This is a genomic window from Primorskyibacter flagellatus, assembly GCF_014638275.1.
Taxonomy (GTDB): domain Bacteria; phylum Pseudomonadota; class Alphaproteobacteria; order Rhodobacterales; family Rhodobacteraceae; genus Pseudooceanicola; species Pseudooceanicola flagellatus_A.
Genome location: NZ_BMFJ01000002.1, coordinates 917,188 through 942,295 on the forward strand (window position 1 = coordinate 917,188; position 25,108 = coordinate 942,295).

The 25,108-nt window shown below is 65.8% G+C and carries 21 protein-coding genes; 9 read left to right on the forward strand and 12 right to left on the reverse strand.

The window, feature by feature from the left end; all coding sequences use genetic code 11:
- Nucleotides 1-168: 168 nt before the first annotated feature.
- The 10 genes from IEV87_RS18810 to IEV87_RS18855 form a co-directional block, all read right to left on the reverse strand.
- Complete coding sequence (locus IEV87_RS18810) at nt 169-879, reverse strand: hypothetical protein (protein ID WP_229737699.1); 711 nt, start codon at nt 877-879, stop codon at nt 169-171.
- Between the two features lie 33 nt (nt 880-912).
- Nucleotides 913-1,272: a response regulator gene (locus tag IEV87_RS18815; RefSeq protein ID WP_188479353.1), complete on the reverse strand. Its 360-nt coding sequence runs from the start codon at nt 1,270-1,272 to the stop codon at nt 913-915.
- The gene (locus IEV87_RS18820; RefSeq protein WP_188479354.1) at nt 1,272-3,266 is read right to left on the reverse strand and encodes an ATP-binding protein; all 1,995 of its coding nucleotides are present in this window, start codon (nt 3,264-3,266) and stop codon (nt 1,272-1,274) included. Before IEV87_RS18820 ends, IEV87_RS18815 begins: the two co-directional genes overlap by 1 nt.
- A gap of 2 nt (nt 3,267-3,268) precedes the next feature.
- Nucleotides 3,269-4,195: a response regulator gene (locus IEV87_RS18825; protein WP_188479355.1), complete on the reverse strand. Its 927-nt coding sequence runs from the start codon at nt 4,193-4,195 to the stop codon at nt 3,269-3,271.
- Between the two features lie 11 nt (nt 4,196-4,206).
- Nucleotides 4,207-5,616 (reverse strand): hypothetical protein, encoded by a 1,410-nt coding sequence (locus IEV87_RS18830; protein ID WP_188479356.1) that lies wholly within the window; start codon nt 5,614-5,616, stop codon nt 4,207-4,209.
- The gene (locus IEV87_RS18835; protein WP_188479357.1) at nt 5,613-7,541 is read right to left on the reverse strand and encodes a glycosyltransferase family 2 protein; all 1,929 of its coding nucleotides are present in this window, start codon (nt 7,539-7,541) and stop codon (nt 5,613-5,615) included. The genes IEV87_RS18830 and IEV87_RS18835 overlap by 4 nt, the downstream gene beginning before the upstream one ends.
- Before the next feature lie 6 nt (nt 7,542-7,547).
- The gene (locus IEV87_RS18840) at nt 7,548-9,503 is read right to left on the reverse strand and encodes a cellulose biosynthesis cyclic di-GMP-binding regulatory protein BcsB (RefSeq protein WP_188479358.1); all 1,956 of its coding nucleotides are present in this window, start codon (nt 9,501-9,503) and stop codon (nt 7,548-7,550) included.
- A complete protein-coding gene (locus IEV87_RS18845) occupies nt 9,500-9,874 on the reverse strand; it encodes an Hpt domain-containing protein (RefSeq protein WP_188479359.1) in 375 nt (124 codons plus the stop codon). Before IEV87_RS18845 ends, IEV87_RS18840 begins: the two co-directional genes overlap by 4 nt.
- Before the next feature lie 223 nt (nt 9,875-10,097).
- Nucleotides 10,098-10,529, reverse strand: coding sequence for an acyl-CoA thioesterase (locus IEV87_RS18850; RefSeq protein WP_188479360.1), 432 nt, complete (start codon nt 10,527-10,529; stop codon nt 10,098-10,100).
- Nucleotides 10,529-11,683: an iron-containing alcohol dehydrogenase gene (locus IEV87_RS18855; protein ID WP_188479361.1), complete on the reverse strand. Its 1,155-nt coding sequence runs from the start codon at nt 11,681-11,683 to the stop codon at nt 10,529-10,531. Before IEV87_RS18855 ends, IEV87_RS18850 begins: the two co-directional genes overlap by 1 nt.
- Nucleotides 11,684-12,138: 455 nt before the next feature.
- Between IEV87_RS18855 and IEV87_RS18860 the strand changes: the two genes are divergently transcribed.
- The 7 genes from IEV87_RS18860 (at nt 12,139) to IEV87_RS18890 (ending at nt 20,035) form a co-directional block, all read left to right on the forward strand.
- Nucleotides 12,139-13,767, forward strand: coding sequence for an ABC transporter substrate-binding protein (locus IEV87_RS18860; RefSeq protein WP_188479362.1), 1,629 nt, complete (start codon nt 12,139-12,141; stop codon nt 13,765-13,767).
- A gap of 71 nt (nt 13,768-13,838) precedes the next feature.
- Nucleotides 13,839-15,140, forward strand: a complete 1,302-nt coding sequence (locus tag IEV87_RS18865) for an aspartate aminotransferase family protein (RefSeq protein ID WP_188479363.1) — start codon at nt 13,839-13,841, stop codon at nt 15,138-15,140.
- Between the two features lie 12 nt (nt 15,141-15,152).
- Nucleotides 15,153-16,175, forward strand: a complete 1,023-nt coding sequence (locus IEV87_RS18870) for a phosphotriesterase family protein (RefSeq protein WP_188479364.1) — start codon at nt 15,153-15,155, stop codon at nt 16,173-16,175.
- 40 nt (nt 16,176-16,215) lie between these two features.
- The gene (locus tag IEV87_RS18875; RefSeq protein ID WP_188479365.1) at nt 16,216-17,160 is read left to right on the forward strand and encodes an ABC transporter permease; all 945 of its coding nucleotides are present in this window, start codon (nt 16,216-16,218) and stop codon (nt 17,158-17,160) included.
- Nucleotides 17,157-18,026 carry an ABC transporter permease gene (locus tag IEV87_RS18880; protein ID WP_188479366.1) on the forward strand — a complete coding sequence of 290 codons (870 nt, stop codon included), beginning with the start codon at nt 17,157-17,159 and terminating at the stop codon, nt 18,024-18,026. The genes IEV87_RS18875 and IEV87_RS18880 overlap by 4 nt, the downstream gene beginning before the upstream one ends.
- Nucleotides 18,027-18,032: 6 nt before the next feature.
- Nucleotides 18,033-19,043 carry an ABC transporter ATP-binding protein gene (locus tag IEV87_RS18885; RefSeq protein ID WP_188479367.1) on the forward strand — a complete coding sequence of 337 codons (1,011 nt, stop codon included), beginning with the start codon at nt 18,033-18,035 and terminating at the stop codon, nt 19,041-19,043.
- Nucleotides 19,040-20,035 carry an ABC transporter ATP-binding protein gene (locus IEV87_RS18890; RefSeq protein WP_188479368.1) on the forward strand — a complete coding sequence of 332 codons (996 nt, stop codon included), beginning with the start codon at nt 19,040-19,042 and terminating at the stop codon, nt 20,033-20,035. The genes IEV87_RS18885 and IEV87_RS18890 overlap by 4 nt, the downstream gene beginning before the upstream one ends.
- Before the next feature lie 19 nt (nt 20,036-20,054).
- Here IEV87_RS18890 and IEV87_RS18895 read toward each other — a convergent pair whose 3' ends face one another.
- Nucleotides 20,055-21,356: a M20/M25/M40 family metallo-hydrolase gene (locus IEV87_RS18895; protein WP_188479369.1), complete on the reverse strand. Its 1,302-nt coding sequence runs from the start codon at nt 21,354-21,356 to the stop codon at nt 20,055-20,057.
- Nucleotides 21,357-21,506: 150 nt separating this feature from the next.
- Entirely contained in the window at nt 21,507-22,295 is a 789-nt protein-coding gene (locus tag IEV87_RS18900) for an IclR family transcriptional regulator domain-containing protein (protein ID WP_188479370.1), read from the reverse strand.
- 169 nt (nt 22,296-22,464) lie between these two features.
- Between IEV87_RS18900 and IEV87_RS18905 the strand changes: the two genes are divergently transcribed.
- Nucleotides 22,465-23,922: a M81 family metallopeptidase gene (locus IEV87_RS18905; RefSeq protein WP_188479371.1), complete on the forward strand. Its 1,458-nt coding sequence runs from the start codon at nt 22,465-22,467 to the stop codon at nt 23,920-23,922.
- 19 nt (nt 23,923-23,941) lie between these two features.
- Entirely contained in the window at nt 23,942-25,054 is a 1,113-nt protein-coding gene (locus IEV87_RS18910) for a C4-dicarboxylate TRAP transporter substrate-binding protein (protein ID WP_188479372.1), read from the forward strand.
- The last annotated feature ends 54 nt before the right edge of the window (nt 25,055-25,108 follow it).

Consider the following 25,108-nt stretch of genomic DNA (forward strand, 5'->3'; position numbering starts at 1 on the left):
GCGAGACAGGTCGTTCATATCCAAACAGTTAGCCCGGAAGTCAGGGCTTCAAGATGTTTCACGGGACGTCCGATCCGGAGCGGTATTTTCAGGCCGTCGATTGGTCAACTCTGACAGAAGTCGTTCGGTTCACCTCTCCGCACCCCCGGCACGCGCGCACCCGCTCGGTCAGAAAACCGTCCAGAGTCCCGCCTTCAGGGCGGTGGTGCCGTTGCGAAACTCATGCACGGCGCCGAGCTCCAGAAAACTCCGTTCGCTCAGCTTGATGACGTGGGACGGCGCGAGGGCCAGGGTGTTGCCACCACCGGACGGGGCGGAAAACTGGATCTGCGCGATCGTCAGATTGCCATTGGGATGGTTGATCCCGAATGTGGCGTCGATCTTGCCCAGACCTCCGCCCGAGGCATAGCGCGCATAGGTCGCATCCACGCCGAGCCAGCCGTTGCCCCAGGGCGCATCATACGGGCGGCCCCAGGACAGGCCGGGTCGCAGGGTGGCGGTGAGGCTGCCGCCCGCGTCGACCGCGCCCAGCCCAAGCTCAAGGGCAAAGACGCTCTTTCCGGTGTCCAAGGGCAGCGGAGTCCGGAGGAAGACGATCCCGGTCGTGTCGCCCGTGGCGATGTTGCGTCCGGCGTCGAGGCCAAGCGTCAGCTTCTCGGACAGGCCGTATTCATAGAACAGGGAGGCATAGTTGCCGAAATCCGGACCGTTCACCGTCGACTGGACCGAAAACGACAGGAAGGATCGCCCGGTCTCCCGCATCCAGGCGTTCGCCTGCGCTTCGGGCGCGGCCGCGATCGCGGTCAGTGCGGCCAGACCGCCCGACAGTCCCGTGGAACGAAGGCGTGATGAAATCCGGGGCCGGCGGGCAGGGGTCATGGGGCATCTCGTCTGTGGCAGGGTGCGCGGGGCCTAGCCGAGGCCGCGCAGGTAATCCGCCAGTTTCAGGGGTTTGAACGGTTTGTGCAGGACGTGATCGGCGCCGAGCGCCCGGAACTCCTCTTCCGACTCGGCGGAGGTGCGGGCGGTGCACATCACGATGGTGGCGCCGCTCTGGTCGGCATTGGCCCGCGCCGCGCGCAGGACATCCAGCCCGTCCGGAGGCGGCATCATCACATCCAGCAGCATGATGTCGAAGACCTGGCTCTCCAGCAGCGCCAGCGCTTCGAGCCCGGACCCGGCGAAGGTCGGTTCGATATCCGGTTCGGTCATGATCGCGAGTTCGATCAGTTCCCGGATGTCGGTTTCGTCATCGACGAACAGAACCTTCATCAGGCATGTCCTTCCTGTGTGTCAGTGCGGTTGAATCGGACGTGGAACGTGGTGCCGCTGTCGCGGACGCCGTCGGCCTGCGCCCGCGATGTGACGGTGATCTCGCCGCCGTGTCGCTGGACAAGTTCCCGCGTGATGGCGAGGCCAAGCCCCGTACCGCTGGCCTGCACCTCGCGCGGGTGGATCGGTGTGGTGAAGCGGTCGAACAGGCGTTCGCGCGCGGCGAAGGGAATGCCCGGCCCGGTGTCCGCCACGTAGAGCGAAACGCTGTCACCGGCGGTTTCCAGCCCCAGACGGACCGTCCCGCCTGACGGGGAGTACTTGACCGCGTTGGAGATGAGGTTGGCGAGGATCTGCTGCAGCCGCACCGGATCCAGCATCAGGACCGGGTCGTCCCCTTGGGGCAACGGATCGACCGCGATGCCGACGTTGCGCGAAACACCGTAGCCCGCGTTTGTGGCGGCGGCTTCGGCCAGCGCCTGCCCGAGGTTCACGGGTTCGCGCGCGATGGAAAGCTGCTGCTGGTCGATGGCCTGAAGGGTCAGGATGTCATTGACCAGCACCAGCAGCCGTTCGGTATTGCGCGAGGCCATGGAGATCAGCTTCAGGGCCTCTGGCGGCAACGCGTCGCTGAAACGCCCTTTCAGCAGGTCCAGCGCGCCGGAAAGCGAGGTGAGCGGCGTGCGCAGTTCGTGGTTGACCGATGTGACGAAGGACAGCCGCGTTTCCGCCAGACGTTCCTGCGCGGAGGTGTCCTCGAGCACGCAATACGCGATCACCGCGCCGTAGAGGTTCAGTTTCGTGACCCGGCACTGTATCGCCTGCGGACCAGCGTCGCCCTTGCTGCCGGGCAGGTGCAGGCGGAAGGAGGCGGTGTCATTCGGAATGTCGCTGAGCGGCGGGATGCGGTCGCGCAGCCGGCGGACCGCGGTTTGATCCTCAGACGCGTCAAGGAACCGGCGCGCAGCCAGATTGGACCGGTGCAGCGTGCCTGAATCGTCGAATACCACGATACCGTCGCCCACGTTCTCGAAGATCGCGTCGAACTCCCGTTGCGCGGCCTTGATCTGCATGCGGTCGTGTTCGGACCGTTTCAGCCCTTCGGCCAGCAGGACGGATTTCGCACGGGCGCGGATAGCGGACATCAGCACGGTGAAATACAGGATCAGCGCGATGGTTCCGAAGGCCGCGGTGCGTTCCCAGTAGCTGCGCATGACGGCGGCGCGAGTCTGGCTGACGTCGATCCGAAGGTCGGACACGGGCAGGGGGCGGCTGGCGGTCATCAGCCCTTCCTGGTCCGGCAGATCGCCCTGCACAGAGGAAAACGCCGTCTCACCGTCCGAGGTCACGATCTCCACGATGGTGCCGTCACCGATCCCCCGAAGCGACAGGAGTTCCGCGAAATACGCCTCTCCGAGGGATGAGGCGATCACGCCGCGGGTTTCACCCCCCTGGCTGATGACAGGCCAGGCGATTGGCGTCAGCCGCCGGCCCGTCGCCCGCGAGGTCAGCGGCATGCCCACGGTGAATGCGTCGCGCCCCAGAATCGCGGCCTTCTGGAAATAGGAACGGTCCGAGAGATCGACGCCGACCAGTTGTTCCGTGGTCGACCAGAGGACCGTGCCGTCGTTGTTCATCAGAAGCAGGCTGTCGATCTGTTCGATCTCGTCCACGGCACGGCGCAGGCGACGACCGTAATAGGCGTCGATGTTGTCGGCGTAGCGCAGCGGCAGGAGCGAGATGTCATCGATCACCGCCCACATCTTCAGATTGGCGACTGCCAGAGAGGCGGTCAGCGACTGTTCGAAAAGTTCGGTAAAATGCCCGAGCTGCTGCTGCGCCCGGGCAGCGGTGCGCCGGTAGTCGGCGTAGGACAGCAGAACCAGCCCGGTCAGGAAGACGAGGGTCACCGCGATCATGAGCAGGCGGAAGGCCAGACGCGACCGCGTGTCCGAGACATACTCGGCCTGGGGAAAGAGGTCGGGACGCGCCATCGTCAGGTGGTGACGGGCACGATCTGAATGCCACCCTCGCTTGCGTCGCCCGAGGCTTCGGCGGCCTTGATCCCCTGCACCAGCGCCGCCGCCGGAGAGAGGCCGGCCGGCAGGACCAGGGCCGCCGACAGGGTCAGCGGCTGCTTCGCCCAGCTGTCGCGCACGGTCAGGCTCGCCCCGGCGACGGCCTCGACAAAGCTGCGGGCGGTGGCCCGCATCCCGGCTTCGGTCGCATCGGGCGTGGCAAGGCAGAACAGATCGCCTTCCCAGTGGCAGAAGATATCCCGCGCGGGCAGGGGCACCGCACCCAGTAGCCCGCCGATGCTGCGGCAGATGTCGGCAACGTCCGCGGCGGGAAGGTCCGCGGCCTCGGGCAGGCCGTGGATCCGGAAGACGGTCTGCCCGACGCGATCCTGTGCGGCGGGCGGGATGGCCAGCAGGGCGGCCTGATACCCGGCCTTGTTTCCCAGAACCTCGGCCATTTCTGCGGGGGCGGTCGAAGCCCCACGGTCCCGGCGATGCGAGGTCGCGCGGCGGCGGTCCAGTTCCGTCTTCAGCCTAAGACAGCTTCGCATCCGGGCCTGAAGCTCGATCCGGTTGAAGGGCTTGGTGACGTAATCGTTGGCCCCGGCGAGAAATGCATGGTGCAGCGTGTCCATGTCCGTGCGGCTGGTCAGCATGATGATCGGCGTGTCGGCCCAGCCCGAGAGGCTCCGGATCCGCGCGCAAAGCTCGACTCCGTCGATATCGGGCATCATCACGTCCAGCAGGATCAGGTCCCCGCTGGCCTTTCCGGTGGTCAGGGCCTCCAGCGCTTCGGTCGGACTGACGAAACTGACGACGTCCTCGTATCCGATGTCGGAAAGCGCGGCGCGGATGTATTCCTGCGCGATGTCGGAATCGTCCACGGAAATGATGCGGTGTGCCATCGGAATACCCCTCAGAACTCCGTCTTTTCGAAAACGCGCCAGCGGCTGTTCTCGTAGATTTCACTGTAACCCGAAAGCCGGTTCTGGGCGAGGGCCGGAAACCGGCGCAGCACCCTGTCGGTCACGGTCTCTCCCTCGGCCATGCGCGGCACGAGGATATAGCGGGCCTGCGGCAGGCCACCCTCCAGCGCCCAGTCATAGGCCGGCTGCCCCGCGATGAGGAGGCCCCGGACGTTGTGCAGCGTCGTGACCATGTCCGGATTGCGTTCGACGTCCAGCATGATGCCGCTCCTGCCGGTCAGGAACGCGGCGGCCTGCTGCGTTGGCTGGTCGGCCTGCGTGCCCTGGCCCGAGATGGCGCGCGCCCAGTCCCGCGTTTCGGGCACGCTGGTCAAGCGCATGATCAGCACCGATTGCGCCAGCGCGAAGGCCAACAGCGCCACGATGACCGGTTCACGCAGGCGTCCCGAGGGCCAGAAGCGGAGGGCCGTCACCGCCACGCCAAGCATGGGGGCCATGGCGATCAGCGGGTCGCCTTCGACATTCAGCCCGAGGTTCAGCAGATAGGCCCCCCCGATCGTGCCCGCCGCGGCCATAACCGGCATGAACAGGCGCGGGGTCCGGATGTTGCGCAGCGCGGCAACGATCACGATAGGGCCGAGACCCGAGAGGATCAGCAGATGCTCCGCGGTGCCGACCGGGTTCGGCGTTTCCAGCAGTTGCGGCACGAGAGAGCTGTTGAAGATCAGGCTGACGAAATACAGCGACCCGATGGCCGCCGCGACCGGATAGAACATGGCGAAAAGATAGCCGCTGGCCGAGGCGGTGATCATGCTGGGCCGGGCCGCCACGATCAGGAATGGCAGGGCGCCAAGGCTGATCAGCAGCCCGTAGCTGTCCGAAAGCGCCACGATCATCAGCCCGACCGCGACCTTCATCATGTCGGGCGCATTGCCGGTCAGCCGCAGGTGAACGATGCCGCGGGCAAACAGCCATGTCCCGAGGATCGTCAGAATGGTTTCCGGCCCGTCCGCCAGCGCGCGCAGGAAGAACGGGTTCAGCCCCAGAAGCGCCACCGCCAGCAGGCTTCCCGCGACGCTCATCCCCGCGACACGGTGCAGGTTGGCGAACCACAGCAGCAGGATCAGCGCGCCGGCCACGGCGGCCAGGATGAACGGCACGGGGACAAGGTGATCGCCCGGCCAGGATTGAAGCGCCAGCGTCAGCGCATAGGGCACCGGCGGATAGAAGGCGTCGGAGGCGGTGAAGGTCCCCGGCCCGTCGATCTGCACGATGGCCTTCGCCCAAAGCTCTGTCACATCGTCCGAGGTGAAGCCCTGCGCCTCGGTCCAGCCAAGGCAGAGCAGGAGGGCAAGGAACACCGGCAGCCCGGCGGCGAGCCATGTGGCGGTGCGGGTCATGCGCCAGCCCCCCCTGCCTGCGCCGGGGCGATGTCCGGGTCGGCCATCCCGGGCCCGTCCATCTGCGCATCCGCCAGCTCCGCCGCGGTATGTTTCGACAGCCCGTGCTGCGTCTTTTCCCAGTAGAACGGGTTAGAGATCAGCTGCCACAGCGCCTTGTAGGCGGCCACGGTCATCAGCACCCAGTATCCGACGACGGTGATCCCCCAGGGGGCAAGGTCGGTCCATCGCCTCCGGAAGGGCGCGACCATGGTCAGGTAGATCAGCAGCCCGTTGCCCGCCAGCAGGTTGATCAGTGACAGGTACAGGACGGGCAGCGGGAAATAGGGTTCGATGGCATCGGCACCCACCACCATCCACACCCCGAAAATCGCCCAGAAGATCGGGTTGAGCAGGCCCGACAGGATCGTCCCGCCGATGAAGAAGACAAAACCGAAGACCCCGGCGGATCCGACCGACCGCCACAGATGCACCGGACGGCGCGAATGGACGAGGAAGGTCTGCATATACCCCTTGATCCAGCGCGACCGCTGCCGGATCCAGTTCGGGATGGAGACATTCGCCTCTTCGTAGGTCGTGCTGTCGATCACCCCGACGCGGTAGCCCTTCTGCGTCAGCCGGATGCCAAGGTCGGCATCTTCGGTCACGTTGAAGGGATCCCAGGCGTTCAGATCGCGCAGAACGTCGATGCGGAAATGGTTCGAGGTGCCGCCAAGCGGGATCGGCACGCCCATGCGTTCCAGCCCCGGCAGCATCAGGTCGAACCAGAGCGAATAATCCAGCGTGAACATCCGTGTCAGCCAGTTTTCCCGCGCGTTGTAATAGTTCAGGCGGCACTGGATGCAGGCGGTGTCGGGGGAGGACTGGTTGAAGGCCGCGACGACCTTGCGCAGCTGGTCCGGCTCCGGTTTGTCCTCGGCATCGTAGATGACAAGCAAATCGCCATGCGCATACCGCAGCGCGTAATTGCAGGCCTTGGGCTTCGTTTGTGGATGCGAGGGCGGGACACGCACGATCTCGAAAACGCCTTCGAGGTCGAGCTTTTCTGCCGCCTCGATCGTGTCGTGGTCGCCTTCCTCCAGCACGATCTTGATGTCCAGCTTGGCCAACGGATAGTTCAGGTTGCGCAGGGCCTGAGCGAGGATCGGCAGAACCTCCGGCTCGCGGAACATCGGCACCAGAACGGTATAGGCGGGCAGGTCTTCGTCCCTGAGCAGCTGCGCCTCTGCCGCGATGGCGCGGGAGGATGTCTCCTGCGCCGCGCCGCCGATCCACACGAGCAGCCCCTTGAACAGGAAATTGCCGGTGTAGAAGACCGTCAGACAGACGTTGAGCACGATCAGCGTCGCCACCGGCGCAAAGGCAAGACCCAGAAGAAACAGGCTGAGCACGGCGTAGATCAGCAGCACCTGCGGCGGCGTGACGACCTGCTGCGCGGACATGTCCGGATCCTGTTCAGCGAGCGCAAAGACCGCGTCATGGGAATGCCGGTCGCGGAACGCCTGTTGCAACGCGGCGGAGATCTGAAGATGCGTGGCGACGACAATGCGCGACCGCGGGCCGTAGGTGTCGCGGATGTGCAGCAGCGACTGCGGGCCGGGCCGTGAGGTCGCCACGGTGACGATGCCGCCCTCCTCTTTCAGGGGGATCGTGGCAAAGCGGTTCATCACGGCCGGATCGAAGCACCGCACCAGATCGTCGTTCGCCGGCTCAGAGGTCAGATCGACCAGCGGCAGGTCGTGGTAGGTGGCAATCTGGGCGTAAAGCTCCTGCGTGGTCAGCCAGCGCCGGGACAGCAGCACCTGGACGAGCGAGACGTTCCAGCCCTCTGCCAGATCCTCGGCCGCGACAAGCTGATCGACCGTAAGGGCGCCGCGTTCGAGAAGCAGTGTCCCGATGGCCTCGCTTTCGGCGTCCAGTGCCATCGCGACTTACGACCCCTGTGTGCCGCGTCGGCTGCGATAGATGCGCTGGAACACGATCAGCACGATGAGGGTCAGCAGAACCCAGGCCCCGCCGACGATCCACGGGCGATACTTGGCGAGGATCTGGGCAAGCGTCGTGCGGTCGGGATAGCTCACCTCGAGCACCGGATTGGTCCGGGCCGAGGTCGCGACGATCAAGCCCTCCTCACCGATCAGCGCCAGGTCGCCCCGGTTCAGGATCAGCGGTGTGTCGACGCTCGGCGCCGGTGCGGGGCCGGTGCCGGGACGCAGCCAGAGCCCCTCCTGCCCGGCGCGGGTGACGATCTGGGCCACGCCAAGACGCTCCAGCGACTCGCCCGCGAACATGACCTCGCCGTTGGTATTTCTGATCTCGACCCGCCCCTGATCGAAGGTGATGGCCGGTTCGTCTTCCCCCGGCGCGGTGGCGGAAATGACGAGGAAAGGCAGGCCCGGTTCAATGGCGGTCAATTCGGCGCGGGGCAGGATCGTCGCGCGGTCGGGGATCATGCTGCCCGCAACGCCCGTGATCCACGGCAGCGCCTCGTCAAAACTCATGTCGAGGGCGGGGTCCAGAACCACCTGCACACCCGCGCCGAAATCCTGACGAAGCGTGAAGAAATGGCTGTTTCGCCCGTCCGCATCGGTCAGGCGCAGGGCACTTCCCGGCAGGATCTGCGCCGGGTATCCCTGCGGCTTGAACCGGCATTCCCCGCCCGAGGGCTGGCGCTGGATCGCGATGCGCAGCTGGTTGTCGCGCCCGATCAGCCCGCGCGGGACGTCAAAGCTCAGCCGTTCGGGCACACCGTCCGGCAGCGGGCGATTCCCGAGGAGGGTTTCGTTCAGATAGACAGAGGCCGTCGCGCCTCGCCCCTCCGCGTCCAGCGCCGCCGCCATGACCAGATCGACCGAGGCCACGGTCTTGCCCGGCGGCAGGTCGGAGGACTGGAACGGCACCAGCACGTTTTCGGTCGAAACCACGTCGCGCGGGCTGAGATCGGCGCTGAGACCGGCGAGCGGCAGCAGATCGGGCGATGGATCGGCCGGATCGACGGCAGAGGTGATCGCGGTGTCGCCCCCGGCCAGCCCCGACCATGCAGAGGCCAGTTGCCACAGGCCGACCTGCGGATCGGACCCGCGCAATTGCAACGCGGGAAATCCGGAGGAGCCGTCCACCGCCATTTCGGATTGTGCGCCCGAGGCCGCGATGCCGATGGTCATCGCACCTTCGGCCCACTCCGGTCCCTCGGTCGCGGCACCCGCGCCGAACTGCACCTGCCCCGTTTCGGCGCCGAACAGCGCCGCCGCGCGGGTGGCAACGGCCAGACGCGCCAGCGAAGGCTCCTCCGGCAGGGTCACCCGAGTCACGGCGGGGCGGAACCCGGCGAACAGGGCGGGCGAGGTGATGCCAGCGGGGTCGAGCTCCATCGTCACCGCAGACCCGGGGCCGATATCGACAAAATCGCCCGAGGCGCGTTCGTCGACACAGACCCGGTCGGTGAAGGCGCCGGAATAGGTCAGCCCGACCGACAGAAATCCGCCAGACACATCGGAGGGCTGGAACTCCACCTCCAGGCGAAGCGTTTCCGTCGCATTGCCAAGGGCCCGGGTGGCGACCGGACGGCCGCCGATCGCGACCTGAATGTAGCGGTCGACCGGAACCGTCGCCCCATGCCGGATATCAAGCGTGACGGTGCCGCCCCGCAGCGGCGCGGTGTCGGGGATCGGCACGAAGACGGTGTTCTGGCCGGACAACTGGCGGAACGACAGACCGTTGCCGAAGCCCAGATCCGCCAGCGTAATGCTGCGGCGGATACCGTCGACCTCGGCCGGAGCCGCGGAAGCGGTCGCCTCACTTTCTGGTGCCGGGGGCGCGGATGTCTGGGCCTGCGCGGTGATCGGCATCATGGCGAGGGCCGCCAACAGGGCTTTGGTCGGCGTCATATGTTGTCGCTCCCGTCGCTGGATTGATCCGCGTTTGCTGTTGAAAGTATGTCGAAAAGTACGACTTCAATCATGAACAGCGATTCCTCGTCATACGGGATGTTCTTGACGTCGGCCTCTTCGGCGATGCCCAGAGCCCGCCGGACCGATTTTTCTATGGCCGAAAGCTCCAGCATGGCGGCGGTTCCGGCCATGTCGTGAAGCAGGCGATGCACCTTGCGCTGTTGCGTCTCGTTCGCGCCGGGGTCTGCAGTCTGACGCGCGGCCTGGCGGATGGTTTCGATGCGTTCGGGCAGGTTGTCGATGAACCGGGCCCGGGTCTTTGCGACACGCTGTTCAAACGTTTCGTCTGACTCCGTCAAGGCGAACACCTTTAAATCTGGTACAACTTCCGATGGTTATTTTAGTCGTCCGATCGGGAAATGGACAGTGGGGGAGGGAGGCATGCACGGAACCTCCGCATTGCTGCAACACTGGCGGCCAAGTAAGGCGAGGATATGGCGGCATCATCACGCCGTCATTCGCCACCAGTGGCCGGTGTGACAGCAGACATCGCGCAGCCGGAGGGTGCGGGCTTGTCCGGCAATCTTCAGCTCACAGGCACAGTGTTTCAAAGGCGGCGCGGCGGGCGCCTTCGATCGGCACGGGGCGGTGCGTGGCCCGGTCGACGTAGACATGGACGAAAAAGCCCTCGGCCGCCGCTTCGGGTTCGTCATTGCGGAAAAGGCCCACCTCGAACCGGACCGAGGACGACCCGATCCTGGCGATCCGCAGCCCGGCGTGCACGACATCGGGAAACTGCATCTCTGCGAAGTACCTGCAGCCGGTTTCCACCACCAGTCCGTAGCTGTCGCTGGTCATCGGGTCGAGCACCCCCTGTTCGATTAGCCAGCCGTTCACGGCGGTATCGAACAGAGAGTAATGCACCACGTTGTTCATGTGGCCATACATGTCGTTGTCCATCCAGCGGGTCTGGATCGGGCGGAAGGCGGCGAACTGGTCGCGGGTCGGACGGGGTGCGGCCATCACCACGCCGCCCGGTAGATCGTCAGGGCATCCTGTTCGGACACGGCGCGCGGATTGTTCACCAGCAGGCGTTGTTGCAGCATGGCGTCGCTGGCCATCTTCTCCAATGCGCTTTCGGGGATGTCGACGTCGCGAAGACGGGTGGGCATCTTCAGTTCCGTCGCCAGATCGGCCAGCGCCTCGATGAAGGCGGAACAGCGGGCCTGCGCGCCCTCGACCCTGTCCAGTTCGGGGAAGGCGTCCGCCGCGATCTCCGCGTAAAGCGCATAGGCCTCGGGCGCGTTGAAGCGCAGCACATGCGGCAGGACTAGCGCGTTGGACAGACCGTGCGGCACGTGGAAGGTGCCGCCGATCGGATAGGCCAGCGCATGCACCGCGGCGACCGGAGAGTTGGCAAAGGCCTGACCGGCCAGCATCGACCCCAGAAGCATGGCGCCTCGTGCCTCAACATTGCCGGGTTCGGTCACGACGGTACGGATGTTGGCGCCCAAAAGCCGCAGCGCTTCGCGCGCCAGCATCCGGCTGAGCGGGTTGTTGTTGGCGCTGGCAGAGGCATAGGCCTCGATCGCGTGCACCATCGCATCGACCCCGGTGGCCGCGGTGATGGCGGCCGGCAGGCCAAGCGTCAGGTCGGCGTCCAGCACTGCGATGTCGGGCAGGATCACCGGCGAGGATACGCCGCGCTTTTCCTCCGCCCCCACGGTGATGATCGAAACCGGCGTCACCTCGGACCCGGTCCCGGCCGTGGTCGGCACCAGCACCAGCGGCAGGCGGGGTCCCTTGGCCTGTCCAACACCCCAGGCTTCATCCAGATCCTCGCCGGAGCCCAGCAGAAGCGCTGCGACCTTGGCCACGTCCAGCGACGACCCGCCGCCGAAACCCACGACGCCCGTGCAGCCCTCGCCCGCCGCGACCGCTTTCTCCAGCGTCCCGCGCGAGGGGTCGGCCTCCACCTGATCGAAGACGATCACCTCATGCCCGGCGTCCTGCAGGGATGCCAGACCCTTGTCGCAAAGCCCCAGCTTGCGCAGCCCCGGATCGGTGACGAACAGAATCTTGTCACCCAGCAGCTTGCCCGCGACCGCCGCCAGTTCGGACGACGCCCCCGGACGGAAGACAATGGACTTCGTGGTGTTGAAGGTGAATGGCAGCATTTCGGGTCCCCGCATTGTCCTTGGCATCGGCTTGGGCGTCACGAAGCTTGAACAGCATTATCCCGTCACACCCCGTGCGCAGGATCTCGGTAACCGCCAAAGCGCCCGCAGGCAACTTGCAGGATGACGCGGTCCGGGCACTGAATTTGCGGTCGCCCTCCGTGGTCGGCGTCTCCATACCCCACCCCGTCGACGTCAGCCTGCGCCGATTCCTGACCTTTTTGAGGATCACCCCCAACCGGTCGCAACGGGAGCCCGATCCGGATGGGGGACCGGTCCGATGCATGTTTTTTCCGCGCGTCACGCCAAAGTCGGGGTCGATTCCGAATTGGGACTTGACGGATCCACCCGTAGTTCGTGCAAAGTGCGCATATCGGCCTATAGTGCGACATGCGCACTTCCGGTATAAAACAGCGCCTTCGCCACGGAAGCAGGGGCGCACAGGGAGACCAAACATGACCAAGACGAATACCGATTCAATACGTCGCTCGGTCCTCGGGGCTGCACTGGCGCTGACCGCTGGCTTCATCGTCGTGCCGGCCGGCGCTCTTCACGCCGAAGGCGGCACCGTCCTGAAGAGCGTTCCCAGTTCCGACCTCGCCATCCTCGACCCGATCTGGACGACGGCGCAGATCACGGGGGAACATTCGTTCCTCATCTACGACACGCTCTTCAGCATCGACAGTTCCGGCATGGCGCAGCCGCAGATGCTGGAAAGCTATTCGGTCAGCGATGACGGTCTGAGCTACACCTTCGTGCTTCGCGACGGCCTGACCTTTCATGACGGCACCCCGGTGGAGGCTGCGGACTGCGTTGCGTCGGTTGAACGCTGGTCCAAACGTCGCCCGGACGGAGAGATGATGAACGCCTATGGCGCCAAGTGGGCGGTCGTCGATGCAAGGACCTTCACGCTGACACTCGACAAGCCCTATTCCAATGTTGAGGCCGGGCTTGGCGACAACGCCCGCCCCGCCTTCATCATGCGGCAGGAGGATGCCGCCACCGACGCCTTCGAACAGATCAAGACCGCCGTCGGGTCCGGTCCCTACATGTTCGACGAAGAGGCATGGCGCCCCGGATCCAAGGTCGTCTACCACAAGTTCGCGGAATACGTGCCGCGCAGCGAACCATCCGACGGGTTCGCGGGCGGCAAGGTGGCCGGGCCGGACACGATCGAATGGACCGTCATCCCCGACAGCGCCACGGCGGTCAACGCGCTGATTGCCGGAGAGGTCGATATGGTGATCTCTCCCACGCCGGACCTTCTGCCGCTGCTCGACGCCGATCCGAACATCGAAACGATGACCCTGTCGCCGATCGGCTTTCAGGGGATGCTGCGGTTCAACAGCCTCGCCACGCCGACCGACAAGGCCGGGGTGCGCAAGGCGATCAACCTGGTCGTTCAGGCACATCAGGAGGAATACCTGTCCGCCATGGTCGGCCTTCCCGAAAACTACCGGGTCTGCCTGACACCGATGGTCTGCGGGTCGCCTTACGAGACCATGGTCGGAACCGAGCAGTTCACGGATGTGGACGTGAAAGCCAAGGTCGCCGAATACCTTGAAGAAGCAGGCTATGCCGACGAACCGGTCGTGGTTCTGGACCCGACCGACCAGCAGGCGCTGCATTCCATGATCCTCGTTTTGGCCCAGCAACTCCGCGACGTCGGGATCAATGTGGATCTTCAGGCGACCGACTGGGGCACCGTGTCCAAGCGGCGCACCACCAAGGCCGGCCCTGCCGAGGATCCGAATGGCTACAACATCTTCCCGACGTGGTGGGGGGCGAACTCCATGCTGAACCCCATCACCAACGTCCCGCTGAACACCGCGCCGGGCGGCGAGAACTGGTACGGCTGGCCGTCGGACGAAACGCTTGAAAGCCTGCGCCTGTCCTTCGCCGACGCGAGGACCGAGGAGGAAAAGCAGAAGATCGTCGACGACATCCAGCAGCGGTTCTTCGACGTCATGCCCTACGTCTGGGTCGGCCAGTATTTCGCACCCATGGGCTACCGCACCGACCGGATCGACGGGATCGTGTCCGGCGGGACGCCGGTCTACTGGAACATCACGCTCAAGGACTGACGCCGTCGGACCCCTGCCGGAGCGGCCCGACCGCTCCGGCGCAAGAAAAGACCCCCCGGAGCACTACACGCATGGACCTGCCGAATTCCTCGACTGAAACCGCGCTTCGTGACGCGATCCAGCGGTTCACCGAGAAGAACCCGAAAAGCCTTGCCCAGCATCGGACGGCCTCGGCTGTTCTGCCGGGCGGTAATACCCGGACCGTTCTCTATCACGAGCCCTTTCCAATGGCGCTGTCAGGCGGCGAGGGATGCTATGTCACCTCGTTGGATGGGGTGCGTTATCTTGACGGGCTTGGCGAATACACTGCCGGACTTTTCGGACATTCCGATCCTGTGATCCGCGCCGCCATCGACACCGCGCTGGACGGCGGGCTGGTCCTTGGTGGCCACACCCGGCCCGAAGCGGGTCTGGCCGCGCTGCTCTGCGACCGATTTCCCGCGATGGACCTGGTCCGTTTCACCAATTCCGGGACCGAGGCGAACCTGCTTGCCGTCGGCCTTGCCCGGACCCTGACGGGGCGCTCCAAAGTCATGGTCACCAGCGGCGGCTATCACGGTTCGATGATGCTGTTCGCCGCGCCGAACCCGCTGAACGTGCCCTTTCCCTACGTCTTCATGACCTACAACGACCTCGACTCGGCAAAGGCGACAGCGGCGGAGGCCGGCGACGACCTGGCCTGCATCCTCGTCGAGCCGATGATGGGCTCGGGCGGCTGCATCGCCGGGGATCCGGATTTCCTGCGCGGCCTGCGCGACCTCGCGGACCGGACCGGCGCGCTGCTGATCTTTGACGAGGTCATGACCTCGCGCCTGTCTCCCGGCGGGCTTCAGCTGACCCATGGGATCACCCCGGACCTGATGACGATCGGCAAGTACATCGGCGGCGGCCTGACATTCGGCGGGTTCGGCGGGCGCGGGGACCTGATGCGCCGTTTCGATCCGGCGGCGCCGGATGCCCTGCTGCATGCGGGAACCTTCAACAACAACACCCTGACGATGTCGGCGGGGCTGGCCGCGATGTCACAGGTCTACACGCCCGACGTGATCGCCGCCCACAACGCCCGCGGCGACCGCCTGCGGGACCGGCTGAACGCCATCTGTTCCGACGCTGGCGCGGCGTTCCAGTTCACCGGCATCGGTTCGATGATGACCGCGCATCCGACTGCCGCCCCGATCCGCACCTACAGCGACACGCTGTCGGCCGATCCCCGCCTCAGGGCGCTGTTCTTCTTCGACATGGTCGACAGCGGCGTCTGGCTGGCCCGGCGCGGCATGATCAACCTCTCGCTACCCATGGGCGACGCGGAACACGACCGTATCGCCGAAGCGGTGGAGTCCTTCGTGACCCTGCGCGCGCCCCTTCTGACCTGAGGAGACCTCCCGATGACCAGCGGACATATCCAGACCGTCACCGGCCCGATCGCCCCCGAGGCGCTTGGCCCGACGCTGATGCATGAACACCTTCTCTGCAACATCGTCCCGCCGGCGGCGCGCGACGGTTTCACGCCGGTTCCGCTGACGATGGAAAACGCCTTCGACCTCAACTACGGGCGGGTGAAGGGCGGCAAGTTCCCGATGCAGGACATCGACGTCTCCACCCAGGAAGTACGCTGGATGATGCAGGACGGCGGGGCGGCGATCGTCGAACTCACCATCGGCGGGCTTGTCCCCGATCCCGAGGGGCTGAAACGTATCGCCGAGGATACCGGCTGTCAGATCGTCATGGGCTGCGGGCACTATGTCGAGGAATACCAGGACCCGGCCAATCACGACCGGGACATCGACAGCTTCGCCGAAGAGATCGTCGCCCAGGTGACGACCGGGGCCTGGGGCACCGACATCCGCGCCGGGATCATCGGCGAAATCGGCTGCCAGACCCCATGGACCCCACTTGAGCGGAAGGTCATGAAGGGTGCCGTCATCGCGCAGCAGGCCACCGGAGCCTCGGTCAACGTGCACCCCGGTCGCGAACAGGATCAGCCGATGGAGGTCGCGCAGTTCTTCATCGACAGCGACGAGGGCGACGTGACCCGGCTGGTGCTGTCCCATATCGACCGGACGATTTTCGACGACGACCGGCTCTGCGCGCTTGCCGACACCGGCTGCGTGCTGGAATGGGATCTGTTCGGGCAGGAAAACACCTTCTACCCGCTCAACGACATCGACATGCCGAATGACGGAAAGCGGCTGCGCGACATCCGGATGCTGATCGACCGCGGGCATCTCGATCAGATCGTGATCTCGCACGACATCTGTTACTCGAACCGCCTGCAGACCTACGGCGGGCACGGGTTCGGGCATATCTTCCGGAACGTCGTCCCCCTGATGAAGGAGCGCGGCTGGACCCAGGCCGAGATAGACGCCGTCCTGATCCACAATCCCCGCCGGGTGCTGACCATCCAATGACCCTGCGCCGCCCAAGCATTAAAGGTCCGGAGCGCCGGGAATGCTGAGCTACATCCTGCGCCGGCTGGCCGCGACCATCCCGACGCTGCTGATCGTGTCGCTCTTCATCTTCTCGCTGCTCTACATCGGCGGCGGCGACCCCGCGGCGATGCTGGCCGGCGGCGAAGCCTCGGCCGTCGAGGTCGAGAAGATCCGCGAGACACTTGGCCTGAACGACCCCTATCTCAGCCGGTACATGGACTGGCTGACCGCGGCGCTTCAGGGGGATCTCGGCCAGTCGCTCTACTCGCAAAAGCCTGTGACCGAACTGATCCTGCAACGGGTCGAACCTACGGCGATGCTGACCGTGACGACGATGATCGTGGTGCTGGTGCTCTCGATTCCGCTTGGCATTCTTGCGGCATGGCAGGCCGGGCGGGCCACCGACAGGGCGGTTATGATCTTCGCTGTGGTCGGGTTCTCGGTCCCGATTTTCGTCGTGGCCTATGTCGGGATATACTTCTTCTCAGTCCAGTGGCGGCTGCTGCCCGTTCAGGGTTACACCAGCCCGTTCGAGGATTTTCCCGACTTTCTGGGCCACATGGTGCTGCCCTCTCTGGCGCTTGGCCTCACGCTGTCGGCTCTGGTCGCGCGGATCACCCGCGCCTCCATGCTGGAGGTGCTGAGCCAGCACTACATCCGCACCGCCCGCGCCAAGGGCCTGGGCGACCGGCCCATGCTGCTGCGCCACGCGCTGAAGAATGCCGCCGTGCCGATCGTGACCGTCATCGGCCTTGCCGTGGCGACCCTGATCGGCGGCGTCGTGGTGACGGAAACCGTCTTTGCCATTCCGGGCGTCGGACGGCTGACGGTCGATGCGATCCTCCGTCGCGACTTTCCCGTGATTCAGGGCGTGCTGCTGGTCTTCTCCTTCGTCTACGTGCTGGTGAACCTGGCGGTCGACCTCAGCTACAGCCTCTTCGACCCGAGGATCCGATACCGATGACCGACACCGCAAATCCTCCGGTCCCGGCTACCCCCGGTCGCCTGCGCGTGATGCTGCGCCGGCATCCGACGATCCTCTGGGGCAGCGGCATCCTTGGCCTCGTCCTGCTTCTCGCCGTTCTCGCCCCCGTCGCATTCACCGCGGACCCGCGCCAGGTCTTCCCGCTCGACCGGCTCAAGCCGCCGACGGGCGCGCATTGGTTCGGCACCGACATGCTGGGCCGGGACATCTATTCCCGGACCGTCTACGGCGCACGGATTTCGCTTATCGTCGGGTTTTCCGTCGCCGCCTGTTCGGTTGCCGCAGGTCTGGCGATCGGGCTTGTCGCCGGGTCGAACCGTTGGGCCGACGCGGTGCTGATGCGTATTCTCGACGGTGTCATGTCGATCCCCGCCGTTCTGCTGGCCATTGCCCTGATGGCGGTTTCCGGGGCGGGCATCGGCAACGTCATCCTCGCCCTGACCGTGGCCGAGACTCCGGGCGTCGCGCGGCTGGTGCGCGGTGTCGTCCTCAGCCTGCGCGAACAGCCCTTCATCGAAGCTGCGGTTGCCTCCGGGTCCCGCTACGGCTCGATCCTGCTGCGCCACATGCTGCCGAACACCGTGGCCCCGCTGCTGGTGCAGGGCACCTATGTCTGCGCGGCGGCGATGCTGCTTGAGGCGGTGCTCAGCTTCATCGGCGCGGGCACCCCGCCCGACGTGCCGTCCTGGGGCAACATGATGGCCGAAGGCCGCGCCTATTTCGCCATTGCCCCGCAGATCATCCTTTTTCCCGGCCTCCTCCTGTCGCTCACCGTGCTTGCGGTGAACCTGATCGGCGACGGCCTCCGCGACGCGCTCGACCCGCGCCTCGCCCGTCAGCACTGAAGGCCCATGACCGATACCGCCCCGCTTCTTTCCGTCCGCAACCTGCAGACCCGGTTCCGCACCGATGGCGGAGAGGTCCATGCCGTCGACGGAGTCTCCTTCGACATCCGGCCCGGGCAGACCGTCGCGCTGGTCGGAGAATCCGGCTGCGGCAAGTCTGTCACCTCGCTGTCCATCATGCGGCTTCTGCCCGCCCGCGCCGCCCGCATCGCTGGCGGAGAGATCCTGCTGAACGGCGAGAACCTCGCCACGGCGACGGAGCAGAGGATGCGGCGGGTCCGCGGCAACGACATCTCGATGATCTTTCAGGAGCCGATGACCTCGCTCAACCCGGTGCTGACGATCGGTCGCCAGATCGCCGAGACGCTTGAGCTGCACGAGGGTCTGACCCGGCGCGAAGCCGGCGAGAAAGCGATACACCTGCTGGCCTCGGTCCAGATCCCGGAACCGAAACGGCGCGCCGCGGAATATCCGCACGAACTGTCCGGCGGGATGCGCCAGCGGGTGATGATCGCCATCGCGATCGCCTGTTCGCCGAAACTGCTGATCGCGGACGAACCGACCACCGCGCTCGACGTGACGATCCAGGCGCAGATCCTCGACCTGCTGGCGGACCTCAAGGAAAGGACGAACATGGCGATGCTTTTCATCACGCATGACCTCGGCGTGGTGGCGGAAATTGCCGATCACGTCGTGGTCATGTACGCCGGCCGCAAGATCGAGGAAGCGCCGGTTGCCGATCTCTACGCCCGCCCGCGCCATCCCTACACCGCCGGTCTTTTCGGCGCACTTCCCGTGCTCGGCTCGTCCGCCGGGGGGCAAACGGATCGCCTGAACGAAATTCCCGGCAGCGTGCCCTCGCTCCGGTCCCCCGCATCACACTGCACCTTTGCCCCGCGCTGTCCGCGATCCACCGACCTCTGCCGCGCAGAGGTGCCGCCACTGGCCGGTCAGGGGGCGGGACACCTCGCCGCCTGCTTCCATCCCGAACCGGACCAGAAGGGGGGAACCGCATGACTACCCGCGACACAGGCTCCGCCGGACCCGAGGTGCTGTCGGTTCAGGACCTCGTCAAGCATTACCCGGTGCGCCGGGGACTGTTCGCCGCGCCGGGGACGGTCCATGCGGTCGACGGGATCGACCTGCGCCTGATGCCGGGCGAAACGCTTGGGCTGGTCGGGGAATCCGGCTGCGGCAAGTCCTCTGCCGGCAAGACGATCCTGGGTCTGACCCCGCCGACCTCGGGCGTGATCCGGCTGAACGGCCGACGTATCGACACGCTTTCGCGCGGGTCCATGCGGCCCCTGCGCAAGGATCTTCAGGTTGTCTTCCAGGACCCCTTCTCGTCGCTCAATCCCCGCATGACGGTCGGCGACATCCTTGCCGAACCGCTGCGGAACTTCGATGTGGTGCCTGCCAGCGGGCGCGACGGGCGCATCGCGGAGCTGCTGGACCGGGTCGGCCTGCCCGCCGCGGCCGCCGGACGGTATCCTTACGAATTCTCGGGCGGCCAGCGTCAGCGCATCGGCATCGCGCGGGCCCTCGCGCCTGAACCCAAGGTCATCGTCTGCGACGAATCCGTCTCCGCACTCGACGTGTCGGTGCAGGCGCAGGTCATCAACCTGCTGATGGACCTCCAGCGGGATTTCGGCATCTCGTACCTGTTCATCGCCCACGACCTTGCCGTGGTGGAACACATCAGCCACCGCGTCGCCGTCATGTACCTTGGCAGGATCGTCGAGATCGCGGACAAGGCCGCGCTCTATGCTCGTCCGCAGCATCCCTATACCGAGGCCCTGCTTTCGGCGGTGCCCCGCCCCGAACCCGGCCGGGCCCGGACCCGCATTCCGCTGAAGGGTGATGTGCCCAGCCCGCTGAACCCGCCATCCGGCTGCCGGTTCCATACCCGCTGTCCGCTGGCCATCGACCGTTGCCGGACAGAGGTGCCCGCGATGACAAAGCTGAGACCGGGCCATTCGGTCGCCTGTCACCTGCGAACCCCGGACTGAACGCGCTGGCCCGAGCGCCCTACCCCTCGGCCAGCCGCAGCGCAGTCAGGCCATAGACCCGCGTGGCGTCGTGGAAATGCGGGTATTCCATCGCCTCGTCCGGGTTATGGCTGCCGTTCTGGTTGCGCACGAAGATCAGCGATGACGCGATCCCCGCCTTGGCAAAGATCCCCGCGTCATGCCCGCCCGCCGGGAATTCCATCACCTCCTGCCCGACATCCCCCGCTGCCCGCGTGAGGGCCTGCCTGACGGACACGTCCAGTGGCTGCGGCACGGACCCGGCCTGCCGGCCCAGGTCGAACCGCACCTTCTTCCGCGCGCCGACCTCCTCCATCAGCTCTTTCAGCCGGGCGATGCCGGCCTCGATCACGGCCTGTTTCGTGGACCCGAAGTTGAAGGCGAACCGGCATTCCCCGGCGACGATGGTCATCGCCTCGCGGTCTCGGTCGGTGTGGATGCGCCCCACGGTCAGCACCGAATCCTCCTCTTCGGACGCCAGCAGATCCTGCCACCACAGATCGAAGCGATGCAGCACCTCGGCGCAGGCCAGCACGGTGTCGAACCGATAGTCGTAGGGCGTGGCGGAAGCGTGGGAATAGACACCCCGGCAGATCACCTCGGGAAAGCGCACATTGCCCCGGATCGCGGTGGCAAACGCGGTGGAGATCCCGGCATTTTCCAGCACAGGCCCCTGTTCGATGTGCAGCTCAAGATATGCGGCCGTGTTCTGCGCGGTGATCCGGGGCGTCCCGGCTGTCGCGCGCACCGCATCGGTATTGTATCCCAGCATCCGCACATGCTCCAGAAACGGCTTCCCGGTATCGATGCGGGTCAGCCCCTCCATCTCGGTCCAGCCGAGGTCGCCGGTGGTGAAACGGCTGCCGACATAAGCGATACCGTACCACGGGCTTTCCTCGCCGCGCATGCCGATCAGGGTGACATCCCGGCGCGGTGTGATCCCCGCATCCACCATGGCGGCCAGTGTGCCAAGCGCGGTCACGACGCCGGCATAGCCATCGTAATGCCCGCCGCGCCTGACGGAATCGAAATGCGACCCGATGAGGATCTGCGGCAGGTGCCGGTCCTGCCCGGGCAGCGTCAGAAACAGCTGGCCCAGTTCGTCCCGCGAAACCTCGAGCCCGAGCGACCCTCCGATCCCGGCGACATAGTCCAGACCCTGTTCCTCGATCTCGCCCCAGGCGGGGCGGGTGACGCCTTCGACATCGCGCGATACGGCCAGATAGCCCTCGAACATCTCTTCCAGAAACGGTTCGCGCGCCTTCAGCGCCGCCAGGAACCGGGCTTCAGTGTCTGTGGTCATTATGCGTCGCCTTGCTGAGTTGTGCGATATACGCACCTAAGGTGCATAATACGCACTTTCCGGCCTTCGCATGCCGCAAGTCAACCGATGCCCCGGAAAAAACCACGGCAGGCTCCGCCGGAAAAACCGAAGTGCCCGGCTGGCAGGCGTTCAGATCTGGCGGTCGAAGGCGCGGATGATGTCGCTCAGTTCCTGGGCGGTCTCGTGCATCCGCGGCGCCATCGACTCCAGCGAAGCACGATCGTGCCGCTCCACCTGAGTGCTGACCGACAGGGCATAGGCCACCCGCCCGTTCGGGGAAACCACCGGCACCGAAATCGCCCGCATGTTCAGATCGACTTCGCCATCGGCAATGGCGAACCGTTGCTCCCGGGTCTGCGCGATCATCTCGCGGATGCGCGCGGGGTCGGTCTGGGTGTTGGGCGTCCGTGCAGAATAGTCGCTGATTGCAAGGATTCGCTCGCGCTCCTCCTCCGGCATGAACGCCAGCAGCACCCGACCCTGCGAGGTATGGATCGCCGGAAGGCGGACACCGGTGTTCAGCGCGATGGACATGATCCGCCGCACCACCGCGCGGGCCAGAAGCACGATGTCCGGTGTGTCGATCATGGCAATGGACGAACATTCGTTCAGATCGGCCGTCAGCCGGTCCAGATGCGGCTGCGCGATCTCAAGCCACCCCTGCGACGCCAGGTAGGAATAGCCAAGCCGCAGGACACGGGGGCGCAATTCGAAGCGGCGACCCACGCTGGTCAGGTAGCCAAGTTCCTCAAGCGTCAGCAGGATCCGGCGGGCCGCCGCCTTGGTCAGCCCGGCCTGCTGCGCGACTTCCGCCTGGGTCATGGCACGGGGCTGATTGCCGAACAGTTCGATCACCGACAGGCCCTTGGCCAGGGTCGACAGGAAATCCCGTTCGGGCAGATTATCGGAATCCTTCATCCGCTGTCCTCCGTCACCTTCCGCGTGTCTAGTGCGATATGCGAACCCGCACAAGCGGCATGCGCCCCCGGGCGGTCCGGGCAGGGGCCGTCAGAAAGTTCACTGAAACACTTGCAAAACATTTGTTTCAGAACTTGTCTTTCGGAATGCAATTGTTTCAGGCTGACCCATGAAGATCGCCGTTGCCCGTTTCTGGCATGAAGGAAACTCCTTCGCACCGACCACGATCGGACCCGCCGAATTTCACGCACGTGAATGGCTGCGCGGCGATGAGGTTGCGCAGGCCATGCGCGGCACCGCGACCGAACCGGGCGGCGCGCTCGACTGGGCTGAGGCGAATGGCGCGACGCTGATCTTCTCCCGCTGCGCGGCGGTGGAACCCGGCGGACCCGTTGAACAGCCGGTGATCGACGCGTGGAGCGAAGAGGTGCTTTCCGATCCCGCCTTTGCCGAAGCCGACGGGATCTACCTGTCCCTCCACGGCGCGGCGATCGGGACCGTCGATCTCGCACCCGAAGAACGGGTCTGCACTGCGCTGCGGGCCAGGTATCCCGACACGCCGATCGTCGCGTCCTTCGACCTGCACGCCTGCCCGACCGACGCGCTCGCCGGGACGCTGAACGCCGCGACGATCTACCGGACCTATCCCCATGTCGACATGCCCGAGGCCGCCGCCGCCGCGCTCGACATGCTGAAGGAGATGGTGGAGAGCGGCGCGCGCTACCGTGTGCTGCGCCGCGCCATCGGGCGCATCCTGCCCAGCCACAACATGCGCACCGCCCCCGGCCTGCCGATGTACGAGATAGAGGAGATCGCGAAGGCCACGGACACCCCCGGCGTGCGCTGCGCCTATCCCTTCGCGTCCTTCGCCTATGCCGACATTCCGGGTGCGGACGCCGGGGTGCTGGTCACCTGCACGGATCCGGAGGCCGGGGCAAAGGTCGCGGATCATGTCTGTGCGGAGATGTTCGCCCGCCGCGCCCGGTTCCGCCCCGATCTTGAGACCGCCGCGCAGATCATCGCCCGCCGCCCCTGGCTGGACGGACCGACCGCCGTGGTCGAACCCGGCGACAATCCCCTGTCCGGCGGCGGCGCGGATACCCCCGGGCTGTTCCATGCGGCTGTTGACGCGCTCCCCTCGCTGCCCGACGGCACGGTCTTCGCCTTCTTCCACGACCCCGACCTTGTCGCGCGCGCAAAGACGGCCGGCCCCGGCGCGGTGATCGAAACGACGCTTGGCGCGCGGCACACGGATGTCTTCGGCGCTGCCGTGCCCGTAACCCTGACCGTCGAACGGCTGACCGACGGCGTCTTCACCAGTGCCGGCCCCATGTTCAAGGGTCAGCGCATGACGCTTGGCGATACGGCGGTCTTCACGCTTGGTCCGATGCGGATCATCGTCACATCCCACTGCGTGACACCGAACGATGAGAACTATTTCCGCCTGCACGGCATCGACGTCGCGCAGGTGCCGCTGATGCTGGCCAAGGCCAAGAACCATTTCACCGCCGCCTTCAGCGGTCATTTCCCCCGCATCATCCAGGCCGATACGCCCGGACCCGCACAGGCGGATGCAACCGCCCTGCCCTTCAAGAAGGTGCCGCAAGAACGGCTCTCGCTCGACTGACCAACAAGGAGAAACTGACATGAAACACCTGATTTACGCCGCGACCGCGACCCTTGCCCTGTCCGCGCCGCTTGCGGCCAGGGAACTGGTCGTCTCGACCTGGAACGCCCCGACGCACCCGACGCAATGGGCCGGATGGGAACCGATGTTCCCCAAAGTCACCGAAGCCACGGGCGGAGAGCTGACGTTCAAGATCGTCGGTGGCGGCGCGCTCATGGGGGCGAAGGAAACGCTTCAGGGCCTGGGCGACGGGGTGGCCGATGCCTCGATCCTCGCGCTCAGCTATCATCCCTCGGACCTGCCGACCGCGCAGATCGTGGCGGAACTGACGATGCAGTCCGGCGACGCGCTGGCGGTCTCTGCCGCCGTCACCGAATTCATCCTGACCGCCTGCGAGCCCTGCCTGGCGGAGTTCGCGGCCAACAATGTCGTCTACACCGGCAACTACGCGACCGCCCCCTATGCGCTGATCTCCAAAGAACCGATCACCACCCCCGAGGGGCTGAAGGGCAAGCGCGTGCGCACCCCCGGCGCGGCCTGGGACCGCTTTGTCACCGAAAGCGGCGGATCGGTCGTGCACACCGCCTCGGCCGAGATGTACGAGGCGCTGAACAAGGGGATCATCGACGTGGCGATGCAGCCCGCCGCGTCGCTCAAGACCTATTCGCTCTGGGACATCGCCAGCTCCATCACGCTCGGCGGTTACGGGGTCTACAACGCCGGTCCCCTGCTGTCCTTCAACAAGGACGCCTGGGCCGACCTGACCCCGGAAGAACGTCGCGCAATCCTCGACGCGATCCCCGAGGCGCTGATTGCCACGACCGAAGGCTACCTTGCCCAGGATGACGAGGCTCGCGTGACCGCCGCCGAAAAGGGGATGCAGGTGATCGAGGCACCGGACGCGCTGGAGGACTGGCTGACCGCCTTCAACGACAAGGACGTCGGCACCATCATCGACAGCGCCGGGGCGACCTACGGGGTCGAGGGCGCGGACGAAATCGCCGCCGCCTACCGCGAGGTCCTGAAGAAATGGACCGACCGCCGCGCCGACGGCATGGGCCGGGACGACATCGTCGCGACCCTGAAGGCCGAGGTTTTCGACAAGCTGGACGAAAACGCCTACGGCCTCTGATCCTCTCCGCGACCCGAGGGGTGGGCTCCCGCAGCCCACCCTGCTTACCGAAAG